We start from the raw sequence: 24747 nt of genomic DNA, 5'->3' as shown, positions 1-24747 counted from the left end.
CTCACCCTTTCTCGGCCCCGGCGGTGAGGCCCTCGACCAGCAGACGCTCGGCGGCGAAGAACAGCGCGATGACCGGCAGCGTCAGCAGCACCGACCCCGCCATCAGGACGGTCGCCGACACGCTGATGTCGTCCAGCTGTGCCAGGCCGAGCGAGACCGTCCAATTGTCCCGGCTCTCCAGCAGGAAGAGCAGCGCGAACAGGTACTCGTTCCAGGCGATCATGAACACGTAGAGCGAGGTCGCGGCGATCGACGGCATCGCCAGCGGCAGCACGATCCGGACGATCACCTGGACCCGGTTGCAGCCGTCGACCATCGCCGCGTCCTCCAGTCCCTTCGGGATGGACCGGAAGTAGTTGCGCAGCATGTACACCGACACCGGCACCGTCGACGCCAGGTAGATGACGATCAGCGCCGGCAGCTCGCCGCGCAGCCCGAGCCGCGAGAACAGCACGAACAGCGGGATCGCCATGACGATGCCGGGGAACATGTAGACGGCGAAGAACGAGACGTTGACGACGTTCTTGCCCGGGAAGCGCAGCCGGGTCGCGGCATACGCGCCGAGCACCGACACCAGCACGGTCGCCACGACGGAGCCGAGCGCGACGATCAGCGAGTTGCCGAAGAACGAGAGCAGGCCGTAGCCGCCGTCCTCCGGCGAGGCGACGACCCGCCGGTACGCCTCCAGGTTCAGCTCGCTGGGCGACGGCACGCCGAGCGGGTCCTGCAGCACGGCCTGCAGCGGCCGTACCGACAGCAGCAGCATGTAGAACAGCGGCAGGATGCAGGCGACCATGATGAACGCCAGCCAGAGCACCCGCGCGACCCCGAGGACGCGCGTCTCGACCACCTCGCGCGACGCCATCAGACCTCCGCCTCCTGCTTGAGCACGCCGTACCGGTAGTAGACGGCGAAGGCGATGATCAGCACGACGGACATCAGCAGGCCGAGCGCGGCCGCGCCGCCGACGTCGTTGCGGGCGACCAGGTACTGGTACACCTGCACCGCGACCACCTCGGTGCCGGCGGCGCCACGGGTCAGCAGGTACACGTCGTTGAAGTTCTGGAACGTCCAGATGAACCGCAGCAGCACCAGCAGCGCGATGACGCCGGACAGCTGCGGAGCGACGATGTAGCGGAAGCGCTGCAGCGGGGTGGCGCCGTCGACGCGCGCCGCCTCCTCCAGGTCGCGCGGCATGCCCTGCAGCCGGGCCAGGATGAACAGGAACGCCAGCGGGAACGTCTTCCACGCCTCGAACACGATGACGGTGAGCAGCGCGATCGGCGCGTCGAACCCGACGCCGAACAGTTCGACGTGGTGGAACCGCTCGCTGAGGAACCCGATCGGCTGGTCCCAGCCGAGCACGTCGACGCCGAACACGTTGACCGGCCCGAACTGCGGGTTCAGCAGCGTCCGCCAGACCAGCGCCGCGGACACCACCGGGATGACGTACGGCACCAGCACGAACGCCCGGATGATCATGCGGCCGGGGAACCGCTGCCGCAACGCCAGCGCGGTCGCCAGCCCGGCGCCGATCGACAGCACCGTCCCGCCGATCGAGTAGATCAGCGTCGTGCGGACCATCTCCCACAGGTCCGCGCTGCCCAGGACCGTCTCGAAGTTGCGCAGCGTCAGCGTGATGTCGAAGACGTTCTGCAGGTCGATCAGCCGCAGCCGCTGGAACGACATGACGATCGTCCACAGGAACGGCAGCACGACCACCAGCAGGACGATCAGGACCGTCGGGCTGACCAGGACGAGGCCGGCGCGCGACTCGCGGGTGCGCAGCGACGGCCCGCCGCCGCGGCGGCCACGGCGCCCGCCGCGCCGCGGGCCACCGTCGCCGGTGCCGGCCGGCTCGGTGTCCGCGGCGGACGGGGCGATCGGTCCGGAGGCCACGGGCCTCAGCCCAGTTCGGACTGGAGCTGCGTGGCGCTCTCGTCCATCTGCGCGGCCGCCTCGGCCGCCGTGATGGTGCCGTCCAGCGCGTCGCGCAGGATGTTCGTCAGCTCGAGGTCGCCGTACATCGCGGTGACCAGCGCGCCCTGACCCTGCGGGAAGCCCCAGCGCTCGAACCCGGTGGCGCCCTCGGTGATGGTCTGGACCGCGTCGTCGCCGTACAGCTCGCCGACGCTGAGCTGCTCCTGCCCCGAACCCACGGCCAGGCCGGTCCAGCCGTCGACGTAGGACGTGTCGCCGGCCTCCGGGCCGGTGCGCATCGGGAACCGGCCCTCGGGCGAGATGGACAGGAACCCCATGTACCCGTCGCCGAGCAGGTACCGCACCAGCTCGCTGGCCGGCTCGGTGTCGGCGGACGTCGTGATGCCCAGGTTGATGGTCAGGCCGAACTGGGTCGGCTCGTCGCCGGACGGACCCTGGAACAGCGGCAGCATCGTGGTGCGGTCGACCAGCCACTGCTGGTCGTTGGCACAGTCGGCACAGGTCAGCGGCGTGTCCGGGAACAGGCCGGCCAACTCGTCCAGCAGGTGCGGCGACCACGACGTCATCGCCGTCTGCCCGGCCAGGTAGTTGGCCCGGGTGGTGTCGACGTCGCCGGCGCCGGTGGGCGCGTACTGCGCGAGGTCGACGTAGAACTGGATCGCCTCCTCGCACTCGGGGCTGTCCAGCGTCACCTCGCCCTCGTCGTCGACCAGCTGGCAGTCGTTGGCCAGCGCGACGTGCTCGAAGACCTGCATGGTGAAGCCGTCGCCGCCGGTGCTGCCGATCGCGAAGCCGGAGCCGCCGTTCTGCCCGTTGAGCTGCTCGGCGGCGGTCAGCACGGCCTCGTAGCTGGTCGGCTCCTCCAGCCCGGCGGCGTCGAACAGGTCGGTCCGGTAGAAGATCATCTGGCCCCAGCCGTCGGACGGGACGGTGGCGTACTCGCCCTCGGCGTCCTCGACCCGGATGAGGTTCAGCGCGCTCTCGTTGAACGTGTCGGTGCCGAGCTCGTCGATCAGCTCGCTGGCCACGGCGGAGTCGAGGATGCCCTCGGCGACCCAGCCCGCGGCCAGCTCGACGCCGTGCACGACGACGTCGGGGAGGTCGCCGGCGGCGGCCGCCGACACCATCGCCTGGGAGAGGTCGGGCGCGCTGACGCCGACCAGCTCGACGTCGATGCCGGACTCTGCGGTGAAGTCGGCCAGCACCTGCTGCATCGTCGCGATCCGGTCGGCGGTGTCGTAGACCGTCCACAGCGTGATGCTGCCGCCGTCACCCTCGCCGGAGCCCGCGCTGTCGCCGTCGTCGTCGCCGGAACACCCCGCCGCGACCAGGCCGATCACCGCCAGTGCACTCAGAGGTCGTCGCCACATGTTGCCGTCCCTCCTCGATGGAGCGCCTGCAGATGTGGGGCACCATGGTTGGTAAATGTGATTCAAGGTGTCAACGAATGGAGAAGGTATGCAAGGAATCGTGAACGCGAGACGGTGATCTGATGAAATCGGTGAAGATCGACGAACTCGACCGGCTGGTCGTCGCCGCCCTGCTCGCGAACCCGCGGGCCACCCACGCCGTCATCGGGCAGGCGGTGCGCAGCTCCGAGGCGACGGTGTCGCGGCGGCTTGCCCGGCTGCGGCGGACCGGCGCCGTGCGCGTCGTCGGCGCACTCGACTCGCAGATCAGCCACCGGGCCCGGTCGGTGTTCGTGCGGCTGCGGTGCGCGCCGGGCGCGGCCGACGACCTGGCGCTGCCGCTGGCGCAGTGGCTCGAGACCGGCTCGGTCAAGGTGCTGACCGGCAGCGTCGACTGCGTCGCGGAGGTCGCCTACACGTCCAACGAGCACCTCTACGCGCTGATGATGCACCGGCTGCCGCAGTTCGACGGCGTCATGGCGACGTTCAGCAATCAGGTGATTCGCCGCTTCTCCACCCCGCACGGCTGGAACCCCGGCCTGCTGCCCGACACCGTCGTCGCCGAGCTGCGGGCCGAACGGCGCGACCGGTGGAGCGAGCACCCCGAGCCCGACGACGCGGCGCCGATGTCGGAGCTGGACGAGCAGCTCGTCGACGCGCTCATCGACGACGGCCGGACGAGCTGGCAGGACCTCGCCGCCCGATGCGGTGTCACGCCCAGCACCGCCCGCCGGCGCACCGAGGCGCTGATGGCGCAGGGCGTGCTGCGCATGCGCTGCGTCGTCGAGCCGGAGGTGCTGGGGCTGACGGTGAACGCGTTCGTCTGGCTGACCATCAACCCGACGAAGATCGGCATCGCCGGCGAGATCCTGGCCCGGCACCGCAACGTCATCATGATCGCGGCCACCACCGGCGACCGGAACCTGTGCGGCGAGATCGCCGTCGCCAGCGACAGCGCGCTCTACGAGTTCCTCTCCGAGACCGTCGGCCACCTGCCCGGGCTCATCCACGCCGACGTCGCGGTCGCGCTACGCACCGTCAAACGGGCCGGCATGATCGCTCCGGAACTGCGTAGCGCCGACTTGTCCCCGTCTGTGCCGTGAACAGGGCCGGAACTCCTCACGATCATGGGTATCTCATGCGTCACATCGGGCGCCGGAGGGCTATGGTCGGGGTATGCACGAGAGTGATGCAGCGCACGATGCTGTGCGCCGCGACCCGATAGAAATCCTTCCTTACGACACCGCGTGGCCCGAGTCCTTCGAGCAGCAGCGCCGCAACGTCGAGCCGGTACTCCGCCCCTGGCTGATCGGCTCGGTCGAGCACGTCGGCAGCACGGCGGTGCCGGGCCTGTCCGCCAAGCCCATCATCGACATGATGGCCATGGTCCCCTCGTACGAAGAGGCCGAGGGCACCATCGCCGCCATGCGCGAGATCGGCTGGACGCACGTGTGGGAGACCGGCGACGCCGAGCTGCGGCGCTGGTCGTTCTGCCACCCCGACCCGGCCTGGCGCACCCACCACCTGCACGTCGTCGAGTATGTGTCGCAGCTCGGCCGCGACTGCCTGGCCTTCCGCGACCACCTGCGGCACCACCCCGACGACGCGCAGAAGTACGCCGGCATCAAGCAGAGCCTGGCGGCCGTGCACCACGACGACCGTCCGGCCTACCGTGCGGGCAAGGCGCCGTTCATCGAGGACATCATGCGACGGGCGTCCGTCCAGCACTGAGCCGGGGCAGCCGGTCGGCGGTGGCCTTCTGCGCGAGCAGGGTCAACACGCCGGCCAGCACGATCGCGGCCATGTTGATACCGAGCTGAGCGGCCGCGCCGCCCAGCTCGGTGGCGTCGCCGAGAGCCAGGGCCAGTCCCAGGTTCCCGGCCGCGGGCACCGTCGTCACCGAGATGAACACGCCCACCAGCGCACCCGACTTCGCGGACGTGAGCGACAGGATGCCGGCGATCCCGGCGATGAACGCCACGACGAACGACCACCGGTCCGGCCGCCAGATGAACCCCGTGAGTGGCCGTTCCGCGGTCAAGACCGACGCGTCGATCCATCCTGCCCACGATGCCAGCAGGCACAGCACCGTCGTGACGGCGATCGCAATGGCGAACCCGGCCACCAGCGTCACCAGTGACTGACGCACGATGCCGAACCGTCGGTGCACCAGCCCGACGGCGATGCCTGCCAGCGGGCCGAACTCCGGCCCGACGACCATCGCGCCGACCACGAGGATCGCGGAGTCGAGCACGATCGCGATGGCGGCCAGAACGGCGGCCAGGCTGAGGAACCAGACGAACGTGTTCGACAGCACCGAGTCCTCGTCGGCGCGGCGCACCACCTGCTCCCAGATGACGGCGTCGGCGCCGTGGCCGGGCGCGTCGTCCTCCGCGCGTTCGGCGGCCGCCGAGATGGACGTCTCGACCGACTCCAGTGCGATGCTGCCGGTCTGGTCGACGCCGAGCTCGCGCAGCGCGCCGATCAGCTCCTCGGCCGACTCGCGGGCCAGCTCGGCCAGGACGACATCACCCTCGGGACGCACCGAGGCGCCGCGCAGGACCGCGATGCTCGCGACGCCTGTCGACTCCTGCAACAGCGCGACGATGCGGTCGGTCGTCTCCGCCGGAGTCGAGACGCGCAGGTGCAGCACGCCGCCATCGTAGGGGTCCCGCGGGCGGGGTCAGCGCAGCGCGCTCGCCAGCAGGGTGGTGTCGCAGGGCCAGGCCGAACCGCAGACGGCGCACAGCCCGGCGTCGTCCACGTGGTCGTTGAGCACGGTGTTGCCGTCGGTGAGCCAGAGCAGGACCCCGGGCTCCCGTTGCTTGACGTCCATGCCCCTCATTCAAAGACGATCATGTTGAGTCCGGTGTTCGGGCACGTGACGGCGGTGTGAACAGTGGCTTGTACGCTGGCGGCCAGTGGAGGGCCGTGCACACCGGCGGCGACTGGGGGCCGGAGGCTCCCACGAGTCGTCGGTCGAGAGCGGAACGGGATCGGAGGGCGTGTGATGACGTGCATGGCCCGACACATCGGAGGCGTAATTGTCTGATGGTGTGATCCTGCAGGTCGGCGGCCTCCATCCCACGGTCGAGCGTGAGCTCTCGACGACGTACGGCGCGCTCCGGCTGCCTGCCGGCGACGGGCCGTACTATGCGTTCCTCGCCGAGCACGGGCCGCAGGTCACCGTCGCGGTCACCGGCTCCGGCATGGACGCCGCGCTCATCGGCGCGCTGCCCCGGCTGGCCGCCGTCATCAACCTCGGCGTGGGCTACGACTCGGTCGACGTCGCGGCGCTGAAGCCGCGCGGCATCGCGCTCAGCAACACGCCCGACGTGCTCACCGACTGCGTGGCAGACCTCGCCGTCGGCGGGTTGATCGACGTCTTCCGCGGCATGTCCGCGAGCGACCGGTTCGTCCGTCGCGGCGAGTGGGCGGCCGGGCACAAATTCCCGCTGCAGCGGCGGGTCAGCGGCACCCGCGTCGGCATCCTCGGACTGGGCCGCATCGGCCGGGCCATCGCGCATCGGCTCGAGGCGTTCGGCTGCACCGTCACGTACCACAACCGCCGCCGCGTCGACGACGTCGCGTACGGCTACGCGGCCTCGCCGCTGGAGCTGGCCCGCTCGGTCGACGCGGTCATCGTCACCACCCCGGGTGGCTCGGACACCCAGGCGCTGGTCTCGGCCGAGGTGCTCGCCGCGCTCGGCCCCGACGGCTTCCTCGTCAACGTCGCGCGCGGCAGCGTGGTCGACCAGGACGCGCTGGTGGCGGCGCTGGCGTCGGGCGCGCTGGGCGGCGCGGCGCTGGACGTGTTCACCGACGAGCCGCGGGTGCCTGAGGAGCTGTTCGCGCTGGACAACGTCGTGCTGCTGCCGCACATCGGCAGCGCCACGGTCGAGACCCGCGAGGCGATGGCCCAGCTCGTGCTGCGCAACCTGGAGCGGTTCCTGGCCGACGGGACGCTGGTGACGCCGGTCCTGCTTTGATGAGGGCATGCGGGTTGCACTGGTCCAGCTCTCGGCGGGCACCGGCACGGACGCGAACCTGGCGGCGATCCGGCGGCTGACCGACGGCGTCGACGCGGACCTCGTCGTGTTGCCGGAGGCGGTCATGCACGACTTCGGCGACCCCGCGCTGCCGCTCGGCCCGGTGGCCCAGCCGCTGGACGGCCCGTTCGTCGCGACGCTGGCCGAGGTGGCGAGGGCGGCCGGCGCCGTCGTCGTCGGCGGCATGTTCGAGCGGTCCGGCGACGCCGACCGGCCCTACAACACACTGGTCGCCGTGGGCTCCGACGGCGCCGTGCTGGCGACGTACCGCAAGGCGCACCTCTACGACTCCTTCGGCTACCGCGAGTCCGACCGGCTGCGCGCCGGCGACCCGGTGCCGGTGGTGTTCGAGGTCGCCGGGGTCCGGCTCGGCCTGCTGACCTGCTACGACCTGCGCTTCCCGGAACAGGGACGGGCGCTGGTCGACGCCGGCGCCGATGCGTTCGTCGTCCCGGCGGCGTGGGTGCGCGGGCCGCTGAAGGAGGACCACTGGCAGACGCTGCTGCGCGCGCGGGCGATCGAGAACACCGTCTACGTCGCCGCGGCGGCGCAGAACGGGCGGGCGTACTGCGGGCTCAGCCAGCTGGTCGATCCGCTCGGCGTCGTGGTCGCCGGGCTGGGCGACGAGGAGGGCCGCCTGATCGCCGAGCTCGACCCGGACCGCGTGATGGCGGCCCGCGAGCGCAACCCGGCGCTGCGGCACCGGCGGACCTGGCCGGTGCCATGACCGGCGGCGGGCCGTGGGCGGCGGTCGTGCTCGCCGGCGGCGCTGGACGGCGGCTGGGCGGGACGGACAAGCCCGCGCTCGTCGTCGGCGGGCAGACGCTGCTGGAGCGGTCCGTCGCGGCGGCGGCCGGAGCGGGCGCCGCGCAGGTCGTCGTGGTCGGCCCGCGGCGCGACCTCGCGATGCCGGTCACGTGGACCCGCGAGGATCCGCCCGGCGGCGGCCCGCTGGCCGGGCTGGTGGCCGGCCTGGCCGCGTTGGAGCCGGCGCCCGACACCCTCCTCGTGCTCGCCGCGGACCTGCCGCGGGTGTCGTCGGCGCTGGTCGGACGGCTGCTGGCGGGGCTGGAGCCGGACGCCGACGCCGTCGCCGTCGTCGATGCCGGCGGCTGGGTACAGCCACTGGTGGCGGTGTACCGGGCCGGGGCGCTGCGGGCCGCGCTGGACGCCGTCGGCGACCCGCGGAACCGGCCGGTCCGCGCGCTGCTCGAGCGGCTGCGGGTGACGACGCTCCCGGACGAGGACGGTGCCGCGGACATCGACACGCCGGGCGACCTGGCCCGATGGCGGCCATGATCAGTGGAGGATGGGCCGGTCGGCGGGAGGAAGGTACGTGACATGGACAGCTGGGTGACCGCGTTGTGCGAGCGGCTGGGGGTGCCGGTCGACGACGTCGACGTCGGCGCGATCCTCGACCTCGCCCGCGACGCCGCGCACACGGTGGAGCGGCCGGCCGCCCCGGTGACGGCGTTCATCGCTGGGTACGCGGCCGCGACCAAGGGCGGCGGCGCGGCGGCCGTCAACGCCGCCATCGACACGGCGGGCGAGCTGGCCCGCGACTGGAACGACGGCCCCGACGCCGCCACGCCGCCGCTGCAGTGAACCGCGTCCGCTAGCGTCACGCCTGTGCAGACCAAGAGCTCCGTCCATCTACCGGCGCCCGCCGATGTGGTCGACCCGCTGCGCCTGCTGACCCAGCGGGTCATCATCGCGGTCTCGGTGCTGGTGCTGACGGCCCTGCTCGTCTACGTCGACCGCGAGGGCTACAACGACAATTCCGACGGCTCGGTCGACCTGCTGGACGCGTTCTACTACACGACCGTCTCGCTCTCGACCACCGGCTACGGTGACATCGCGCCGACGTCGGACACCGCGCGGCTGGTCAACATCGTGCTGATCACGCCGCTGCGCGTGCTGTTCCTGATCGTCCTCATCGGCACGACTCTGGAGACCCTGACCACCCGGAGCCGGGAGCAGGTGCGGCTCAACCGCTGGAGGAAGAAGTTGCGCGACCACACCGTCGTCATCGGCTACGGCGTCAAGGGGCGCAGCGCGGTGAACACGATGCTCGCGAACGGCATGTCGGTCGAGACGCTCGTCGTCGTCGACCCCGATCCGGCCGCGATCGCCGAGGCCAACGAGCAGGGACTGGTCGCCGTCATGGGCGACGCCACCCGCACCGAGGTGCTGCGCCGGGCCGGCGTGCCGACCGCCAACCGCATCGTCATCACCACGGCCCGCGACGACGCCAGCGTGCTGGCCACGCTCACCTGCCGCCAGCTCAACCAGACCGCGAACATCGTCGTGTCGGTCCGCGAGGCCGACAACCTCGCGCTGGTCCGTCAGGGCGGCGCCAACGAGGTCGTCACGTCGTCCGACGCGGTCGGCCGGATACTGGGCCTGGCCACGGTCAGCCCGGCGCTCGGCCACGTCCTCGAGGACCTCACCACCTCCGGCGTCGGCCTCGAGGTGGCCGAGCGGCTGGTCTCGCCGCGCGAGGAGGGCAAGCAACCGCGGCAGATCGCCGACCTCGTGGTGGCGGTGGTCCGCGACGGCGACGAGCTGCCGTTCCACTCGCCGGCCATCGGGCACCTCGTCCGCGGCGACCGCCTCATCGTCATCCGGCCGTCCGAGGAGTACCCCTGGGCCCGGCGCGAGGACGCCCACGAGCCGCCGCCCGAGGAGGAGCCCGAGGACCCGGCGGACCGCCCGCCGGGCGGCATCTGAGCGGAGGGGTCGCGTGCACGCGGTCGTCATCACCGAGCCCGGCGGGCCGGAGGTCCTGAGCTGGGCCGAGGTGCCCGACCCGGTCTGCGGGCCGGGCGAGGTCGTCGTCGACGTCGTCGCGTCCGCCGTCAACCGGGCCGACCTGCTGCAGCGGATGGGCAAGTACGACGTCCCACCCGGGGCGCCGGCCTGGCCGGGCCTGGAGTGCAGCGGCACGATCAGTGAGGTCGGTGAGGGGGTCACCGGCTGGAAGGCCGGCGACCAGGTGTGCGCGCTGCTGTCCGGCGGCGGATACGCGGAGCGGGTCGCGGTGCCGGCCGGCCAGCTGCTGCCGGTCCCGACCGGCGTCGACCTCGTCACGGCGGCCGCGCTGCCCGAGGTCATGTGCACCGTCTGGTCGAACCTGGTGATGACGGCCGGCCTGCGCGCCGGCGAGGTGCTGCTCGTGCACGGCGGTGCCAGCGGCATCGGGACGGCTGCCATCCAGGTGGGCCGCGCGCTCGGCGCCCGGGTCGCGGTGACGGCGGGGACGGCGGCCAAGCTGGAGCGGTGCGCCGAGCTGGGCGCCGAGATCCTGGTCAACTACCGGTCCGAGGACTTCGCCGAGGTGGTGACGGCCGCGACCGGCGGGCACGGCGCCGACGTCGTCCTCGACATCATGGGCGGCTCGTACCTCGCCCGGAACCTCGACGTGCTGGCGATGGACGGCCGCATCACGATCATCGGGACCATGGGCGGCCGGCGCACCGAGCTGGACCTCGCCGCCGTCATGGGCAAACGGGCCCGCATCACCGGCTCGCTGCTGCGCCGGCGCACACGTGCAGGGAAGGCCGCCGTCGTCGCCGAGGTGTGCGAGCACCTGTGGCCACTGATCGAGTCCGGCACCGTCCGGCCGGTCGTCGACCGCACGCTCCCGATGACCGAGGCGGCCGAGGCGCACCGCGTCGTCGCCGACGGCGAGCACGTCGGCAAGGTGCTGCTCACCACCTGAGACTCAGGGCAACCTGCGGCGATGATAGCCTCGATGATGACTCGATGAGACATCGACGGTCACGGCCCGCGAAGGGGGCGTACCCTGGCGAACGTGGTCATGTCGTTGGAGTCCGAGCTCGACCGGCCGGTCACGCACCGCCGGACCGCCCGGGTGCTGCTCCTGGAGCCCGGGGGCCGCGTCCTGCTGTTCGAGGACAGCGATCCGTCCGCGCCCGGGTCGCCGACGTTCTGGATCACCCCCGGCGGCGGCGTCGATCCCGGCGAGACCCTGCTCGACGCGGTCGTTCGCGAGGTCCTGGAGGAGACCGGCCTGCGGCTGATGCCGTCGGCGGTCCGCGGACCGATCGCCGAGCGCACCGTCGTGCACGCCTACGCCGACAAGATCGCCGTCCAGTCCGAGACGTTCTTCGTCGCCGACGCGCCGGGCCAGGAGATCGAGCCGGCCGGGCTCACCGAGGAAGAGCAGCTCACCGTCATCGGCCACCGCTGGTGGAGCCTCGACGAGCTGAGCCACACTGAGCGGCCGATCTGGCCGGTCGGCCTGCCCGGACTCGTGGCCGCCGTGCCGGCTCCCGCCAGCTGGCCGGTCGCCCTGAGCGCCGCCGAGGAGTCGACGGTCCCGACCAACCACTTCGCCCGCTGACGTTCAGCGGGGTGGTCTGCGCCCCGGCCATCTCGTCCGGTCCCCGTGCGGGTGAGGTTGCTGCGCCACCCCTCCGACCAGCGTCGACTTGACTGGCCATACCGAGTATGCATACTTGGTAGCCATGTCGATTCGTCACGGTCTGCTGGCGCTGCTGGAGCGTTCCCCGATGTACGGGTACCAGCTGCGCCACGAGTTCGAGCGGTCCACCGGCGCGACCTGGCCGCTCAACGTCGGCCAGGTGTACACCACCCTGGCGCGGCTGGAACGCGACGGCCTGGTCGAGCAGACCGGCGAGTCCGACGAGGACGGCAAGGTCGTCTACCGCCTCACCGACGCCGGGCACGCGGAGCTGACCGGCTGGTTCGCCACCCCGCTCGGCGGCACCGACCGGCCGCGCGACGAGCTGGCGATCAAGGTCGCGCTGGCGCTGACGACGCCGGGCGTCGACGTGCGGGCGGTGCTGCAGACACAGCGCACCGCCACGCTGCGGCACCTGCAGGAGCTGACCCGGCTCAAAGCGGTCGCCGACGGGTCCGAGGACACCGCGTGGCTGCTGGTGCTCGACTCGATGATCTTCCGGGCCGAGGCCGAGGTCCGCTGGCTGGACCACTCCGAGACCCGGCTCGCGCGGCTGGCCACGGCGCCCCGTCCGCCGGCGTCGCCGCCCGCCGCCGTCCGCGCGGACGAGCCGAGCGATCGGGCCGTCCGGCGATGACCACCGACGTCGTGCTCGAGCTGCGTGGGGTCGGCCGAGTGCACGGCGACGGCCCCACGGTGGTGCACGCGCTGCACAGCATCACACTGACGCTGCGCACCGGCGAGCTGATCGCCGTCATGGGTCCGTCGGGCTCGGGCAAGAGCACGCTGCTGCACCTGGCCGGCGGCCTGGACACCCCCACCGACGGCGTCGTCCTCGTCGAGGGCACCGACCTCGCGACGCTGAGCCGGGCCGAGCTCGCCGCCGTCCGCCGGCGCAGCCTCGGCTACGTCTTCCAGGACCTCAACCTCATCCCCGCGCTCACCGCGGCCGAGAACGTCGCGCTGCCCCGCGAGCTGGACGGCGTCCGCGTCAAGGCCGCCCGGCGCGAGGCGCTGGAGGCGCTGGCCGAGGTCGGCGTCGGCGACCTCGCCGACCGGTTCCCGGACGAGATGTCCGGCGGGCAGCAGCAGCGGGTCGCCATCGCGCGGGCCCTGATCGGACCGCGCCGGCTGGTGCTGGCCGACGAGCCGACCGGCGCGCTGGACTCCCAGACCGGCGAGGACGTGCTGCGGGTGCTGCGGGCGCGCTGCGACGGCGGGGCGGCCGGGCTGCTGGTGACGCACGAGGCGCGGCATGCCGCCTGGGCCGACCGCGTGGTGTTCCTGCGTGACGGCGCGCTGGTCGACGACACCGGCGCGGCGCCGCCGCCCGAGGTGCTGCTGACCGCGGACGGGTTCGGGTGAGGCGGCCCGGACGCGGGTGGCGGCCGGCGCTGCGCATCGCCAGGCGGCAGGTGCGCCGGAACCTCGGCCGGTCGCTGCTGATCGCGGTTCTGGTCGGGCTGCCGGTGGCGGGCGCGACCATCGCCGACGTCCTGTACAGCAGCTCTGACTCCCCGGAGCGCACCGCGTACTCCCGCATCGGCGACGCCGACGCGATCATCGAGGTCACGCCGTACAACGACCTGCCGGTGCCGGGCGACGGCCGGCTACCGATGATCGACATGATCTACAACGGGACGATGGGCCGCGGCGAGGAGCGCGACGCCGGCGCCGTCGACCTCGCCGCGCTGCTCCCGCCGGGGACGGTGCTGGAGCCCGAGCGCCGCAGCCAGAGCATCCGGCTGCGCGACGGCGACACCGTGCTGCGCTCGATGCTGCTCGATGTCGGCACACAGGGCGGTCCGCTGACCGACCACGCCTTCCGGCTCGACGCCGGTCGCTGGCCGCAGGCGCGCGACGAGGTCGTCGTGACGCCGCCGCTGGCCGAGCGGCTGGACCTGCTCGACGACGGTGAGCTGCGGCCCGACGCGACGATCACGTTCCAGGACGGGCCACAGCTGCAGGTCTCGGGGCTGGTCATCGACCCGTTCATGCTCGACGGCGAGACCGTCAGCGCCGCGCCGGGCTCCGTCGCCGCCGAGTTCGCCGCCACGCGCGAGGAGAGCTGGGGCGAGCTGTCCAGCACCGGCGGGCCCGCCTACCTGGCCGACCTCCCCGACGTCACCGACGTCACCGAGCTCGGCCGGAGCCTCGCGGCAGACGGGGTCGGCCTCTGGCCGCGCGCCGCCGTCGCCCACCCCGAGCAGTTCTACCCGGACGAAGGCTCCGGCGGGCCGACCGCCTACGACCTGCAACGGGCCGCTCTGGTGGCCCTGGTCGTGGGCCTCGGGCTGCTGGAGATCGTGCTGCTGGCCGGCGCCGCGTTCGCCGTCGGTGCCCGGCGGCAGGTCCGCGAGATCGGCCTGCTGGTGGCCGGCGGTGCGAGCGCCGCACAGGTGCGCCGGACGGTACTGGCGCAAGGCCTGGTGCTGGGCACGATCGGCGCGGCGCTGGGCATCGTCGTCGGCGCGGCACTGGTGCCGGCCGCGGCGCCGGTCTGGGAGTGGTATCTCGGCGAGCTGATCGACGACTGGACGTTCGGCTGGGCGGAGCTGGCCGCTGCCGCGGGAGTCGGCGTGCTGTCGGGCCTGGCCGCCGCCGTGGTGCCGGCGATCGGCGCGGCCCGGATGAAGCCGGTCGACGCGCTGGCCGGGCGGTTCCGCACCACGAAGCTGGCGGCGCGGCTGCCGGTCGTGGGGCTCGTGCTGTTCATCGCCGGGGCCGGCGGTGCGCTGATCGCCAGCCGGATGCTGTCCGGGAACCTGGAGGAGTACGGCCGCCGGCTCGAGCGGCTGGCCGGCACCGGCGTCTACTTCGCACAGCCCTCGACCGCGCCCTACATCGCCGTCCAGCTGGCCGGGGCCCTGGTCGCGACGGCCGGGATCGTCATCATGCTCCCCGGGCTGATCACCGCGCTGGCCCGCGGGACGCACCGGCTGGGCCTCTCGGCGCGGCTGGCCGTGCGCGACGCAGCCCGGCACCGGCACCGCACGGCGCCGGCGGTCGCGGCCATCGCGATCGTCGTGGCGGGCTCGACGGCGGTCGCGTTCGGCGCCGGCGGGTCGGCCCGGGCCGACGAGCTGCGCTACACGCCGTCGCTGCCGGACAACCTCATCCGCATCGACGTCGACTGGTTCAGCCAGTCCGCCGACGAGGTCGCGACGCAACTCGCCGCCGCCGAGCAGGCGGCGGCCCGCGCCCTGCCCGGCGCCGTGACGCACCGGTTCACCGAGCTGGCCGTCCAGTACACGGCGGACGACGACACCGTCAGTTACAACACCGCGTGGCTGGAGACCGCCCCCGACTGCGCCGACTGCGGCGGGTCCAGCGGCTCGGTGAGCGTCGCGGTCGCCGACCCTGTGGTCATGGCCATCGTGTCCGGCCGAGAACCGGATCAGGCCGACCTCGACGCCGTCGCCGACGGTACGGTCGTGGTCTACGAACGGTCCTATCTTCGTGCCGACGGTTCCGTCGTCATCAACACCTTGCCGACCGGCGACGAGCCGGTGCCGGTCCGGTTCGAGCGCCACGCGTCGCAGCGCGATCTCGCTTACACGATGCTGCCGGGCGCGTTCGTCAGCGCGGAGGCCCTGGCCGCGCAGGTTTTCCAGCCGACGATGACCGCCAGCCTCGTGCGGTTCGACGGCGCGACGCAGGAGCAGCTCGACGCCGCCCTGACGGCCATCGAGGCGACCGGTGCGTGGGTCAGCGTCGAGCAGGACATCGAGCCCGAGGCCGACGCCTCGGTGCTGGCGCTGACCGCCGGCGCGGCGTTCGTGACGCTGGTCGGGGTGGCCATCGCGGTCTCCCTCGCGGCCGCCGAGGGTCGGGCCGACCTCGCCACGCTGGCCGCGGTCGGCGCACCACCCCGGCGCCGGCGCGGCCTGGCCGGAGCACAGGCGCTGGTGGTGGGCGGGCTCGGCGTACTGATCGGGTCCGGACTGGGTATCTACTTCGCGTATCTCGTCTGGCCGGCGCTCGGCGCGCCGGAGTTCATCTGGGCGTGGGACACCCTCGTCGTCACCGGCGTAGCCGTGCCCGTCCTGGCCGTGCTCGTGGCGGTGATCTTCACGCCGAGCAGGCTGCCGATGATCAGGAGGGTCGAGTGAACAGCGCGACAGTGCGCCGGGCCCGGCAGGCCGCACGGCGCCGGACGCTGGAGCTGCTCGCCCTGCGCCGGGCTGAGGCGGCCGGCCGGAAGCCGCTCGAGCGCCGCCCCGGACACCAAGTCCGACCCGGCCGGGCGGAAGCCGGGCCGGAGGGGTAAAGATGGTCCCATGACGGAGCCGAACCAGAACGCCGAGACCCACGACACCCACGAAGACGACGAGCAGCGCGTCGTCGTCGTCGGGCCCGGCGGCATGGCCGTCGAGTCCGCGCCCGGCAGCCAGGGTGAGACGCGCTCGCTCACCGATCTCATCGAGCAGCCGGCCAAGGTCATGCGCATCGGCAGCATGATCAAGCAGCTGCTCGACGAGGTGAAGGCCGCGCCGCTCGACGAAGCGAGCCGCCGCCGGCTGGGCGAGATCCACCGGGCCTCCCTCGACGAGCTCGAGGACGGCTTGGCCCCCGAACTGGTCGACGAGCTCGAGCGGCTGGCGCTGCCGTTCGACGACGACAGCGTCCCCACCGACGCCGAGCTGCGGGTCGCGCAGGCCCAGCTGGTCGGCTGGCTGGAGGGCCTGTTCCACGGCATCCAGACCACGCTGTTCGCGCAGCAGATGGCCGCGCGGGCCCAGCTGGAGCAGATGCGCCGGGCGCTGCCGCCGGGCGTGCAGCTGGCGCCCGGCCAGGCGCTGCCCGGTCAGCCGCAGGCCGGCACCGACGAGGGCGACCAGCGCGGCAGCGGGATGTACCTCTGACCGTCCCGGCCGGATGATCCAGGCCGGCGTGGCCCGCCTGGCCGAGCGGCTCGACGACGTCGAACCCGCCCGGCCACGCGGGTGAGTGATGGCCCGTCAGGCCGCGGTACGGGCGTGGCTCTCGATGACGCTGGCCAGTCGCGGCAGCGCCTCTTCGACGTGCTTCTGCGCCTGCGGGCGCAGCTTGCTGTAGACCTTCTTGACGCTGTCGCGCTGCGACGCCGCGGCGCGCGCGTCGGAGACGCCGAGGATGGCGTCGGCGACCTCGGAACGGCGGCCCTCGAAGTAGTCGCCGAGCGAGCCGCCGCCGGTGGCCTGGAAGTCGGCGTAAAACGGCTCGGCCTGCTCCACGAACGAGTCGAGCATGTTGTCGATGGTCTCCGGGACGAACCCGGCGTTGATCCTCTTCAGGACCGCGTAACCGCCCTTGACGGCCATCCCCGAGACGCCGCTCTTGTCGGAGACCTCGGCGTCGACGAGCTGGTGGAGGTCCTTGACGACGGCAGGCCGGCGGGCCGGGTCGAGAAGGATCTCGCGAAGTGTGTCAGCCATGTGGGAAGTGCCCCTCAGAATCGAAATCGATCATGTGTTGTCGGTGTGCTCCGCCACTGTAGAACACGAAGATCCGTGCGGCGAAGAGTGGCATTCGTCCGAATTGGTGCGCGTGCGGCCTGGTGGGATGCGTGTGGCCGGTGTTGCGCCGGCTTCGCCCTTGTTGCGGGTCGGTGCGGAGGGGGCGGTGGATGTTGCGCCGGCTCCGCTTCGCGGCGGTGAAGCATGCCGCGGGCGCTCTTGACGCCGGCTCCACATCCACCGCCCCCTCCGCACCTCGCGGGGCGGCTTGCGCGTGCCCTCGCTGTCTGTGCCCGCGCGCCGTTACTGGGGGTAGTAGGTGGTGAGGAGGGCGGCGAGGCCGTTGGACTCGACGTCGCCGCAGACGGCGTCGGCGGCCGCCTTGACGTCGTCGGGCGCCTGGCCCATCGCGATGCCGACGGCGGCCCAGCGCAGCATCTCGAGGTCGTTGTGGCCGTCGCCGGCGGCGAGCGCGTCGGCCGCCGTCAGGCCGAGCCGGCCGGCCACCTTGCTCAGCCCGGACGCCTTCGAGACGCCGACGGGCATGATGTCCAGCCACGCCGTGTAGCCGATCGCGTAGTCGACGCTGGGCAGGCCGGAGTCGCGGGCGATCTCGCGCAGCCGCTCGCGGTCGCCGTCGGGCCAGCGCACCACCAGCCGCGTCACCGGCTGCTCGACCAGCGCGTCGTGCGGCACCACCGTCACGTCGCCGTCGAGGTCGCCGGCCGGGAACTCGCCCGTGACGCGGTAGCCGCGGCCCAGCTCCTCGACCGCCAGGACGGCGTCGGGGATCTGGGTGGTGAAGTAGCGGACGGTGTCGGTGATGTCGAACGTCTCGATGTCGACCGGCCACCGCGCCGCGACGTCGACCACCACCGCGCCGTTCGAGCAGACCGCGTACCCGTCCTTCAGCCCCAGCTGGTCCAGCAGCGGCAGCGTCGAGTGCATCGACCGCCCGGTCGCGACGACGATGTGCGCGCCGGCGTCGTGCGCCCGGCGCACCGCGTCGACGACCGGCGGCCGCGGCGGCTCGTGGAACTCGGCGTACGTGACCAGGGTGCCGTCGACGTCGAGCGCGATGAGCGCCGGGCGCCACCCGTTGGTCACCGTCACGTCGCGACCGGTTCCAGCAGCTCGCGCCCGCCGAGGTACGGCCGCAGCGCCTTCGGCACGTGCACCGAGCCGTCGGGCTGCTGGTGGTTCTCGAGCAGCGCCACGATCCATCGCGTGGTGGCCAGCGTGCCGTTGAGCGTCGCGACCGGACGGGTGCCGTCGTCGGTGCGCTCGCGGACGCCGAGCCGCCGGGCCTGGAACGTCGTGCAGTTCGACGTGGACGTCAGCTCCAGCCAGCGGTCCTGCGACGGCAGCCACGCCTCGCAGTCGAACTTGCGGGCGGCGCTGGACCCGAGGTCGCCCGCGGCGACGTCGATGACGCGGTACGGCAGCTCCATGTCGCCGAGCATCTGCTCCTCCCACCCGAGCAGGCGCGCGTGCTCGTCGGCGGCGTCCTCCTCGTGGCAGTAGGAGAACATCTCGACCTTGTGGAACTGGTGAACGCGGATGATCCCGCGGGTGTCCTTTCCGTAAGAACCTGCCTCGCGGCGGTAGCAGGCCGACCAGCCGGCGTAGCGCAGCGGACCGTCGGAGAGGTCGAGGATCTCGCCGGCGTGGTAGCCGGCCAGCGCGACCTCGCTGGTGCCGACCAGGTAGAGGTCGTCGGCGTCGACCCGGTAGACCTCGTCGGCGTGCGCACCGAGGAAGCCGGTGCCGCCCATGATCTCCGGGCGCACCAGCGTCGGCGTGATGACCGCCGTGAAGCCTGCGGCGACGGCCGTGGCCATGCCGTGGTTGAGGATGGCCAGCTCGAGCTGCGCGCCCACACCGGTGAGGAAGTAGAACCGGGCCCCCGACACCTTGGCGCCGCGCTCGGTGTCGATGGCCCGCAGCCCCTCGCCCAGCTCCAGGTGGTCGCGGACCCGTTCGAGCGACGGCTTCTCGCCCACCTCGCGGATGACGGCGTAGTCGTTCTCGCCGCCCGCGGGCACACCGTCGAGGACGAGGTTCGACGGCACCCTGGCCAGCTCGTTGAGCCGCGCCTGGGCGTCGTCGGCGGCGGCCTCGGCGGCCTTCACCGCGGTGGCGAGCTCGCGCGTGGTGGCCAGCAGCTCCTGCTTCTCTTCCGGCGCGGCCTTCGGGATCAGCTTGCCCAGACGCTTCTGCTCCGCGCGCAGCCGCTCGAACTCGGCCAGGGACGACCGGCGCGACTCGTCGGCGGCCAGCAGGTCGTCGACGACGGTCTCGCTCTCGCCGCGCGCTCGCTGCGAGGCGCGGACACGGTCGGGGTCTTCGCGGATCAGGCGCAGATCTAGCACCACCCGAGGGTATCGGGCCACCTGGTCGCGGCGCGCGGGGGTTTCGCCGGCTGAACGTCAGCCGCGCAGCTGCTCCAGCCAGGTCGCGGCGTCGGCGAAGTCGCCGTTGGCCGTGCCCGGCAGCACCGGCGGCCGGACGCCGTCGGCGCGGGCGTAGGAGCCGAGGAAGCGGACGTTGGCGCAGACCCGGCGCAGGCCCATCATCGCCTCGCCGACCCGGGCGTCGGCGACGTGGCCTTCGACGTCGATGGCGAAGCAGTAGCGGCCCATGCCGTTGCCGGTGGGCCGCGACTCGATGCGGGTGAGGTTGACCCCGCGGGCGGAGAACTGCTCGAGGATCTCCAGCAGCGCGCCAGGATGGTCGTCACGGATGAATGCGACCAGCGTGGTCTTGTCGGAGCCGGTCGGCCGGCTCGGCTTTCCCGGCGGCAGGACCAGGACGAACCGGGTGACGGCGTCGGAGTCGTCGCCGATGTCGACGGCGAGCGCGTCGAGGCCGTAGCGCTCGCCGGCCAGCGGCGCGGCGATGGCGGCGTCGTACACCGTGCCGTCGGAGCCCGGCGTCCGGTTCGCGACGGAGGCCGCCGCCGCAGCCGTCGACGGGCCCATCGCGATGACCGCGTCGGGCAGCTTCGCCATGACCCAGGCGCGGCACTGAGCCTCGGCGACCGGGTGCGTGACAATGCGCCGGACGTCGGCGAGGTCCGTACCGGGGCGGGCGAGCAGCGTGAACGTCACCGGCAGCAGCACCTCGGCGGCGATGGCGAGCGGCTCGCCGCGGATCAGCTCGTCGAGCGTGGCGTTGACCGATCCCTCGACGGAGTTCTCGACCGGCACGACGGCGCCGGTCACGTCGCCCGCGCGGACAGCGGCGATGGCGGCGTGCACCGTGGGCGACGGCTCCAGCGTCGCGCCGGCCAGGGCGGGAAATCGGAGGGCGGCCGCTTCGGTGAACGTCGCCTCCGGGCCCAGGTAGGCGTAACGATCGGTCATGTCCAGCAGCTTAGTGTCAGGTCCGCCGCGAGGTCCCGGCGGCGACGAGGTTCGCAAGGCGAGAGAATAGTGTGTCAGCCTGGCCACAATTAGGGCCGTCGTTGTCTTCGGATCGAGCTGGTACGGATACGGTCGAGCATGATGGACGTGGAGCGAGCAGGCAGCACCGGCGCGCATCCCGGCGCCCTGCGGCCCCGGGTGCGGGCGGGCAGTGCTCGCCTCGCCGGTCTCCTGGTGGCCCTCCTCGCCGTCCTCGTGCCATTGCTGACGGCGTCACCGGCGGCCGCCGAGACCCCGGCGCCCGCGACGACGTCTGACCCGCAGCAGCGGGTCGTCCTGCTCGGCATCCCGGGCCTGTCCTGGCCCGACATCACCGCCGAGGGCATGCCGACGCTCTACGGCCTGGCCGGGTCCGAGGCGGCCGGATCGCTGACCGTGCGCACCGTCAGCGACCGCACCTGCGTGGTCGACGGCTGGCTGACGCTGAGCTCGGGGCGCCGCTCCACCGACCTCTACGACTCCGACGGCGACGGCGACGGCGACCGCTTCTGCCGTCAGCCGCCCGAGCCCACGTCGGCGCCCGACGGACCCGGCGTCGTCGTGCCCGGCTGGGAGTTGCTGCAGGAGCAGCAGGACGACAACTCCTACAACGCCGAGATCGGCCTGCTCGGTGACCGGCTGGCCGAGGCCGGCGTGTGCGCCACGGCGATCGGTCCCGGCGCCGCGATGGCGCTGGCCGACTCCACCGGGCGCGTCCCGGCGTACCACCAGTACTCCGGCGACCTCGGCGGCGGCCTGCTGAGCCAGTGCCCGGTCACGGTCGTCGACCTCGGCGGGTTGCCGAACCCGGCGCCGCGCGGCAGCGACGATGTCGCCGTCCAGGCCGCCCTCGACGCCCGGCGCGCGACCGCCGCGACCGTCGACCAGCAGGTCCGGCGCGTCATCGACCAGTTGCCGCCCGACACCGCGCTGCTGATCGCCGGGCTGGCCGACAGCGCCGCCACCCCGGTCCCGCTGCCCGACGAGTCGTCGCCGATCCCGCCGGCCGGGCTCCGGGCGGCCCTGGCGCTGGGTCCGATCGCCGACGGCGGCACGTTCGGCCCGCAGTGGCTCACATCGTCGTCCACGCTGTGGCCGGGGCTGGTCCAGCTAACCGACCTCGCGCCGACGCTGCTCGCCTACGCCGGCATCGACGAGCCCGCGCGCGACATCGTCGGCCGGCCGTGGCGGGCGGCGGGTCCGCACCCGGGCAGCTCCGCGGCCACGGTGTCCGAGCTGATGGGCGTCGACCAGGCGGCGGACATCTACCGCGACCAGTCCGGGCCGTTCTTCCAGATCCTCGGCGGGCTGCTGGTGGTCGTGTGCGCGGCGGCGCTGCTGGCGCTGCGGCGCGGCGTCTGGTTCCGGCCGGCCGTTCTGCGCGTCGTGCAGGTCGTGGCCGTCATGGTGGCGGCCGCCCCGGTGGCCTCGTACCTCGCCAACATCACCCGGTGGTGGCGCTACGACCAGCCCAACACCGTCCTGTGGATCTCCATCGTCGTGGGCACGGTGGCGCTGACGATCGTCGCGCTGGCCGGGCCGTGGCGGCGCCGCGTGTACGGGCCGCCGGGCGTGGTGGCGGGCGTGACCGCGACGGTGCTGGCGGTCGACGTCGCCAGCGGGTCGAGTCTGCAGCAGTCCAGTCTGCTGGGGCTGTCGCCGCTGGTGGCCGGGCGGTTCTACGGCTTCGGCAACATCCCGTTCGCGATCTTCGTGGTGGCTAGCCTGGTCGCGGCCGCGGCGCTGGGCCAGTGGCTGCTCGACACCGGCCGGTCCCGGCGGTTCGCCGCGGGGGCGGTCGCCGCCGTCGGCATGATCGCCGTGGTCATCGACGGTGCGCCGCAGGCCGGCGCCGACGTCGGCGGCATCCTCGCCGCGATCCCCGGCTTCGCCGTGCTCGTGCTCGGCACTTACGGCGCCCGCATCACGATCGCCCGGCTGGCGCTCGCCGCCGCCGGCGCGACGGTGCTGTTCGGGCTGTTCGCGTTTCTCGACTGGCTGCGGCCGGCCGGCTCGCGCACCCACTTCGGCAGCTTCTTCGCCGACGTGCTCTCCGGCGACGCCCTGACGGTGATCCTCCGCAAGGGCGAGGCGTCGCTGGGCACGCTGGAACGCTGGCCCATCTACGGCTGGCTGGTGCCGGCGGCGTTCCTGCTGATCCTCTGGCTGACCCGGCCCGACGGCGAGACGGCGGTCAGCCGCACGGTGCAGCAGTGGTCGCTGTTCCGGTATCTCGTGTGGGCGGCGCTGCTCACCGGCGCGGCCGGGTTCGCCGCCAACGACTCCGGCATCATCGTGCCGGCGCTGCTGCTGACGGTCGGCGTGCCGCTGGGCATGGCGGCGGTCGCGGCGGCCCAGGGCCTGACGCCGTCCCCGTCGCCCGCCGAACGCGAACTGCTGACGCCGTCGCAGTAGCGGCGCGTCAGCCCAGGACGGCGACCCGCTCGAGCAGACGGGCCTCTTCATCGGCGTCGAGCGGCACCTCGAGCGTCCGCAGCCACTCGCTCAGCTCGCCGTCGCGCAGCGGCCGGTGCTCGGTCGGCTCGCCCGGACGGCGGACGGTCACCGTCTGGTGCGTGACCATGACGTGCCGGCCGGGCAGGTGCTTGCCGAGCATGAGGCCGGACCGGAAGTGGATGCCGGGGAACGTGCTCGTGTAGTGGTGCGCCATGACGACGTCGATCGGCTTGACCTCGTACTCGTCGGTGATGTGCGCCAGCTCCCAGCCCGCCTCGCGGAAGCGCTGCAGACCCCACAGGCCGTCGCCGGTGCTGACGACGCGGTAGGGCCAGCCGTCCTGGTCGGACTCGGCGCCGTCGGCCAGCGGGATCGGCCGCAGCAGGCTCATGCCGAACCCGGGGTCGCAGAGCAGCCGCTGACCGTCCAGCACCACCTCGACGACCATGTGGCTGCGCCCCTGCTGAGTGCCGGCAGCGGGGTCACCGACGCGGCCGAGGTGCCGGCGGACGTCGTAGCCGAGCCGCTCCAGCGCCGCGGCGACGATCGTCGAGTGCTCGAAGCAGTAGCCGCCCCGGCCGCGGCCGGCGAACTTCGCCTGCACGGCGTCGAGGCCCACGCCCGGATGCTGGTCCAGCAGCACGTCGACGTTGTCGAAGGTGAACGCGCGCACGTGCGCCTCGTGCAGCTCGTCGAGCGCGTCGCGGCTCGGCGCCCGCGCCGGGATGCCGAGCCGCTTCAGGTAACCGGGCAGGTCCAGCCGGTCGATCTCCCAGGGGTCCGCAGCCATGGCGACACCTTAGGGCGTCAGACGCGGCGGAACCGGGCCGGGGCGGACGGGCGGATGCCGCGGGTGACCAGCGCCCGCATGACGTGCGCGTACTGCTTGCCGCGGTGCAGCTGGGCCTTGAGGTCGGTTCCGGTGACGCGGTGGTGGAACTCGACGTCGACCTCGACGACGCGGAAGCCGGCCCGCAGCAGGTCGATGGTGAGCCCGGTCTCGACGCCGAACCCCTCGGCCAGCGGCAGTGCGGCCTCGAACGCGGCCCGGGTGAGGCAGCGCTGGCCGGACAGCGGCTGCGTGGCCGTCCAGCCGGTGGCCCGCTCGATGCCGTTGCGGGAGAGGTCGACCACCAGGCCGCGTCCGCCGCCGTCGGTGCGCTGGGCGGGCAGCACGCCGATGGTCATGTCGGCCTCGCCGGCCAGCACCGGGCCGATCAGCGGCCCCGCGTTGCCCGCCGTCGACTCCAGGTCGGCGTCGAGGAACAGCAGCGCCCGCGGCACCGTGCGGCCGGCCTCGCGCGCCTCGATGGCGGCCAGCGCCGTCGCGCCGGTCTCCATGGCGGCGGCCTTGCCCCGGTTGCGCGGATGCCCGACGACGACGGCGCCGGCCTCGGTGGCCGTCGCGGTGGTGCGGTCGGTGGAGCCGTCGTCGACCACGACGACGAGGTCGACCCCCGGGATGGCCTTCGTGGCCTCGACGGTGGCCGCGATGCGGTCCTGCTCGTCCTTGGCCGGGATGATCGCGGCCACGCCCTCGGCGCGACGGTCCTCGGTGGTCATGGGCGCTAAGCCTATGGGCACGGGTGTCGTGGCGACCGG

General features: G+C 72.9%; 26 protein-coding genes. 15 read left to right on the top strand and 11 right to left on the bottom strand.

Annotated elements, in window-relative coordinates:
• Position 1: 1 nt before the first annotated feature.
• The 3 genes from BLV05_RS04830 to BLV05_RS04820 are packed head-to-tail and all read right to left on the bottom strand — an operon-like array spanning position 2 to position 3311.
• Positions 2-865 (bottom strand): carbohydrate ABC transporter permease, encoded by an 864-nt coding sequence (locus tag BLV05_RS04830; protein ID WP_046767107.1) that lies wholly within the window; start codon positions 863-865, stop codon positions 2-4.
• Positions 865-1899 (bottom strand): carbohydrate ABC transporter permease, encoded by a 1035-nt coding sequence (locus tag BLV05_RS04825; RefSeq protein WP_082154970.1) that lies wholly within the window; start codon positions 1897-1899, stop codon positions 865-867. The genes BLV05_RS04830 and BLV05_RS04825 overlap by 1 nt, the downstream gene beginning before the upstream one ends.
• Positions 1900-1904: 5 nt before the next feature.
• Positions 1905-3311: an ABC transporter substrate-binding protein gene (locus BLV05_RS04820; protein ID WP_046767108.1), complete on the bottom strand. Its 1407-nt coding sequence runs from the start codon at positions 3309-3311 to the stop codon at positions 1905-1907.
• Between the two features lie 122 nt (positions 3312-3433).
• Between BLV05_RS04820 and BLV05_RS04815 the strand changes: the two genes are divergently transcribed.
• Together BLV05_RS04815 and BLV05_RS04810 are read left to right on the top strand one after the other, a co-directional pair.
• A complete protein-coding gene (locus BLV05_RS04815; RefSeq protein ID WP_046767109.1) occupies positions 3434-4453 on the top strand; it encodes an Lrp/AsnC family transcriptional regulator in 1020 nt (339 codons plus the stop codon).
• Positions 4454-4526: 73 nt separating this feature from the next.
• Positions 4527-5081, top strand: coding sequence for a GrpB family protein (locus BLV05_RS04810; protein ID WP_046767110.1), 555 nt, complete (start codon positions 4527-4529; stop codon positions 5079-5081).
• On the opposite strand, the gene BLV05_RS04805 is transcribed toward BLV05_RS04810, so the two are convergent.
• Both BLV05_RS04805 and BLV05_RS35550 read right to left on the bottom strand, forming a co-directional pair.
• On the bottom strand, positions 5053-6003 hold the full coding sequence (locus tag BLV05_RS04805; protein WP_046767111.1) for a DUF389 domain-containing protein: 951 nt from the start codon (positions 6001-6003) through the stop codon (positions 5053-5055). The two genes, BLV05_RS04810 and BLV05_RS04805, sit on opposite strands and share 29 nt — an antisense overlap.
• Positions 6004-6033: 30 nt before the next feature.
• Positions 6034-6186, bottom strand: coding sequence for a hypothetical protein (locus BLV05_RS35550; protein ID WP_157524194.1), 153 nt, complete (start codon positions 6184-6186; stop codon positions 6034-6036).
• A gap of 220 nt (positions 6187-6406) precedes the next feature.
• Here BLV05_RS35550 and BLV05_RS04800 point away from each other — a divergent pair, with 220 nt between their 5' ends.
• From BLV05_RS04800 to BLV05_RS04750, 12 genes are all read left to right on the top strand, one after another.
• Positions 6407-7339: a 2-hydroxyacid dehydrogenase gene (locus BLV05_RS04800; RefSeq protein ID WP_231948745.1), complete on the top strand. Its 933-nt coding sequence runs from the start codon at positions 6407-6409 to the stop codon at positions 7337-7339.
• 7 nt (positions 7340-7346) lie between these two features.
• Positions 7347-8126, top strand: a complete 780-nt coding sequence (locus tag BLV05_RS04795; RefSeq protein ID WP_046767113.1) for a carbon-nitrogen hydrolase family protein — start codon at positions 7347-7349, stop codon at positions 8124-8126.
• Complete coding sequence (gene mobA / locus BLV05_RS04790; RefSeq protein WP_046767114.1) at positions 8123-8698, top strand: molybdenum cofactor guanylyltransferase; 576 nt, start codon at positions 8123-8125, stop codon at positions 8696-8698. Before BLV05_RS04795 ends, mobA begins: the two co-directional genes overlap by 4 nt.
• A gap of 42 nt (positions 8699-8740) precedes the next feature.
• Positions 8741-9004 (top strand): DUF6457 domain-containing protein, encoded by a 264-nt coding sequence (locus tag BLV05_RS04785; protein ID WP_046767115.1) that lies wholly within the window; start codon positions 8741-8743, stop codon positions 9002-9004.
• A gap of 24 nt (positions 9005-9028) precedes the next feature.
• A complete protein-coding gene (locus tag BLV05_RS04780; RefSeq protein WP_046767116.1) occupies positions 9029-10129 on the top strand; it encodes a potassium channel family protein in 1101 nt (366 codons plus the stop codon).
• A gap of 13 nt (positions 10130-10142) precedes the next feature.
• On the top strand, positions 10143-11120 hold the full coding sequence (locus BLV05_RS04775; protein ID WP_046767117.1) for an NAD(P)H-quinone oxidoreductase: 978 nt from the start codon (positions 10143-10145) through the stop codon (positions 11118-11120).
• 99 nt (positions 11121-11219) lie between these two features.
• Entirely contained in the window at positions 11220-11765 is a 546-nt protein-coding gene (locus BLV05_RS04770) for an NUDIX hydrolase (protein WP_046767118.1), read from the top strand.
• 124 nt (positions 11766-11889) lie between these two features.
• Entirely contained in the window at positions 11890-12483 is a 594-nt protein-coding gene (locus BLV05_RS04765) for a PadR family transcriptional regulator (RefSeq protein ID WP_046767119.1), read from the top strand.
• A complete protein-coding gene (locus tag BLV05_RS04760; protein WP_046767120.1) occupies positions 12480-13211 on the top strand; it encodes an ABC transporter ATP-binding protein in 732 nt (243 codons plus the stop codon). Before BLV05_RS04765 ends, BLV05_RS04760 begins: the two co-directional genes overlap by 4 nt.
• Positions 13208-15958, top strand: a complete 2751-nt coding sequence (locus BLV05_RS04755; protein ID WP_046767121.1) for an FtsX-like permease family protein — start codon at positions 13208-13210, stop codon at positions 15956-15958. Before BLV05_RS04760 ends, BLV05_RS04755 begins: the two co-directional genes overlap by 4 nt.
• On the top strand, positions 15955-16116 hold the full coding sequence (locus tag BLV05_RS35545; RefSeq protein ID WP_157524192.1) for a hypothetical protein: 162 nt from the start codon (positions 15955-15957) through the stop codon (positions 16114-16116). Before BLV05_RS04755 ends, BLV05_RS35545 begins: the two co-directional genes overlap by 4 nt.
• Positions 16117-16126: 10 nt before the next feature.
• On the top strand, positions 16127-16711 hold the full coding sequence (locus BLV05_RS04750) for a bacterial proteasome activator family protein (protein WP_046767122.1): 585 nt from the start codon (positions 16127-16129) through the stop codon (positions 16709-16711).
• A 96-nt stretch (positions 16712-16807) separates the two neighbouring features.
• Here BLV05_RS04750 and BLV05_RS04745 read toward each other — a convergent pair whose 3' ends face one another.
• The 4 genes from BLV05_RS04745 to pheA form a co-directional block, all read right to left on the bottom strand.
• On the bottom strand, positions 16808-17263 hold the full coding sequence (locus BLV05_RS04745) for a DUF6918 family protein (RefSeq protein WP_046767123.1): 456 nt from the start codon (positions 17261-17263) through the stop codon (positions 16808-16810).
• A 324-nt stretch (positions 17264-17587) separates the two neighbouring features.
• Positions 17588-18397 (bottom strand): HAD family hydrolase, encoded by an 810-nt coding sequence (locus BLV05_RS04740; protein WP_046767124.1) that lies wholly within the window; start codon positions 18395-18397, stop codon positions 17588-17590.
• The gene (serS, locus tag BLV05_RS04735; protein WP_046767273.1) at positions 18394-19656 is read right to left on the bottom strand and encodes a serine--tRNA ligase; all 1263 of its coding nucleotides are present in this window, start codon (positions 19654-19656) and stop codon (positions 18394-18396) included. The genes BLV05_RS04740 and serS overlap by 4 nt, the downstream gene beginning before the upstream one ends.
• A 57-nt stretch (positions 19657-19713) precedes the next feature.
• Positions 19714-20649 carry a prephenate dehydratase gene (gene pheA / locus BLV05_RS04730; protein WP_046767125.1) on the bottom strand — a complete coding sequence of 312 codons (936 nt, stop codon included), beginning with the start codon at positions 20647-20649 and terminating at the stop codon, positions 19714-19716.
• Between the two features lie 147 nt (positions 20650-20796).
• On the opposite strand from pheA, the gene BLV05_RS04725 reads away from it, so the two are divergent.
• A complete protein-coding gene (locus tag BLV05_RS04725) occupies positions 20797-23103 on the top strand; it encodes a hypothetical protein (RefSeq protein ID WP_152690603.1) in 2307 nt (768 codons plus the stop codon).
• A gap of 7 nt (positions 23104-23110) precedes the next feature.
• Here the strand turns inward: BLV05_RS04725 and BLV05_RS04720 are convergent, their stop codons facing one another.
• Both BLV05_RS04720 and BLV05_RS04715 read right to left on the bottom strand, forming a co-directional pair.
• On the bottom strand, positions 23111-23935 hold the full coding sequence (locus tag BLV05_RS04720; protein ID WP_046767127.1) for an arylamine N-acetyltransferase family protein: 825 nt from the start codon (positions 23933-23935) through the stop codon (positions 23111-23113).
• 17 nt (positions 23936-23952) lie between these two features.
• Positions 23953-24708 (bottom strand): glycosyltransferase family 2 protein, encoded by a 756-nt coding sequence (locus BLV05_RS04715; RefSeq protein ID WP_046767128.1) that lies wholly within the window; start codon positions 24706-24708, stop codon positions 23953-23955.
• Positions 24709-24747 lie beyond the last annotated feature (39 nt).

This window comes from Jiangella alkaliphila (assembly GCF_900105925.1).
Classification (GTDB): Bacteria; Actinomycetota; Actinomycetes; order Jiangellales; family Jiangellaceae; genus Jiangella; species Jiangella alkaliphila.
Note: the sequence above shows the minus strand (reverse complement) of the source record. Positions and strands in the feature narration are given on the sequence as shown.

Excerpts from the sequence above, each read along its gene's own strand:
- pheA (WP_046767125.1), bottom strand. The coding sequence starts at position 20,649 with ATGACCGATCGTTACGCCTACCTGGGCCCGGAGGCGACGTTCACCGAA.
- BLV05_RS04745 (WP_046767123.1), bottom strand. The coding sequence starts at position 17,263 with ATGGCTGACACACTTCGCGAGATCCTTCTCGACCCGGCCCGCCGGCCT.
- mobA (WP_046767114.1), top strand. The coding sequence starts at position 8,123 with ATGACCGGCGGCGGGCCGTGGGCGGCGGTCGTGCTCGCCGGCGGCGCT.
- BLV05_RS04770 (WP_046767118.1), top strand. The coding sequence starts at position 11,220 with ATGTCGTTGGAGTCCGAGCTCGACCGGCCGGTCACGCACCGCCGGACC.
- BLV05_RS04760 (WP_046767120.1), top strand. The coding sequence starts at position 12,480 with ATGACCACCGACGTCGTGCTCGAGCTGCGTGGGGTCGGCCGAGTGCAC.
- BLV05_RS04765 (WP_046767119.1), top strand. The coding sequence starts at position 11,890 with ATGTCGATTCGTCACGGTCTGCTGGCGCTGCTGGAGCGTTCCCCGATG.
- BLV05_RS04810 (WP_046767110.1), top strand. The coding sequence starts at position 4,527 with ATGCACGAGAGTGATGCAGCGCACGATGCTGTGCGCCGCGACCCGATA.
- BLV05_RS04785 (WP_046767115.1), top strand. The coding sequence starts at position 8,741 with ATGGACAGCTGGGTGACCGCGTTGTGCGAGCGGCTGGGGGTGCCGGTC.
- BLV05_RS04750 (WP_046767122.1), top strand. The coding sequence starts at position 16,127 with ATGACGGAGCCGAACCAGAACGCCGAGACCCACGACACCCACGAAGAC.
- BLV05_RS04815 (WP_046767109.1), top strand. The coding sequence starts at position 3,434 with ATGAAATCGGTGAAGATCGACGAACTCGACCGGCTGGTCGTCGCCGCC.
- BLV05_RS04720 (WP_046767127.1), bottom strand. The coding sequence starts at position 23,935 with ATGGCTGCGGACCCCTGGGAGATCGACCGGCTGGACCTGCCCGGTTAC.
- BLV05_RS35550 (WP_157524194.1), bottom strand. The coding sequence starts at position 6,186 with ATGGACGTCAAGCAACGGGAGCCCGGGGTCCTGCTCTGGCTCACCGAC.
- BLV05_RS04715 (WP_046767128.1), bottom strand. The coding sequence starts at position 24,708 with ATGACCACCGAGGACCGTCGCGCCGAGGGCGTGGCCGCGATCATCCCG.
- BLV05_RS04830 (WP_046767107.1), bottom strand. The coding sequence starts at position 865 with ATGGCGTCGCGCGAGGTGGTCGAGACGCGCGTCCTCGGGGTCGCGCGG.
- BLV05_RS04820 (WP_046767108.1), bottom strand. The coding sequence starts at position 3,311 with ATGTGGCGACGACCTCTGAGTGCACTGGCGGTGATCGGCCTGGTCGCG.
- BLV05_RS04795 (WP_046767113.1), top strand. The coding sequence starts at position 7,347 with ATGCGGGTTGCACTGGTCCAGCTCTCGGCGGGCACCGGCACGGACGCG.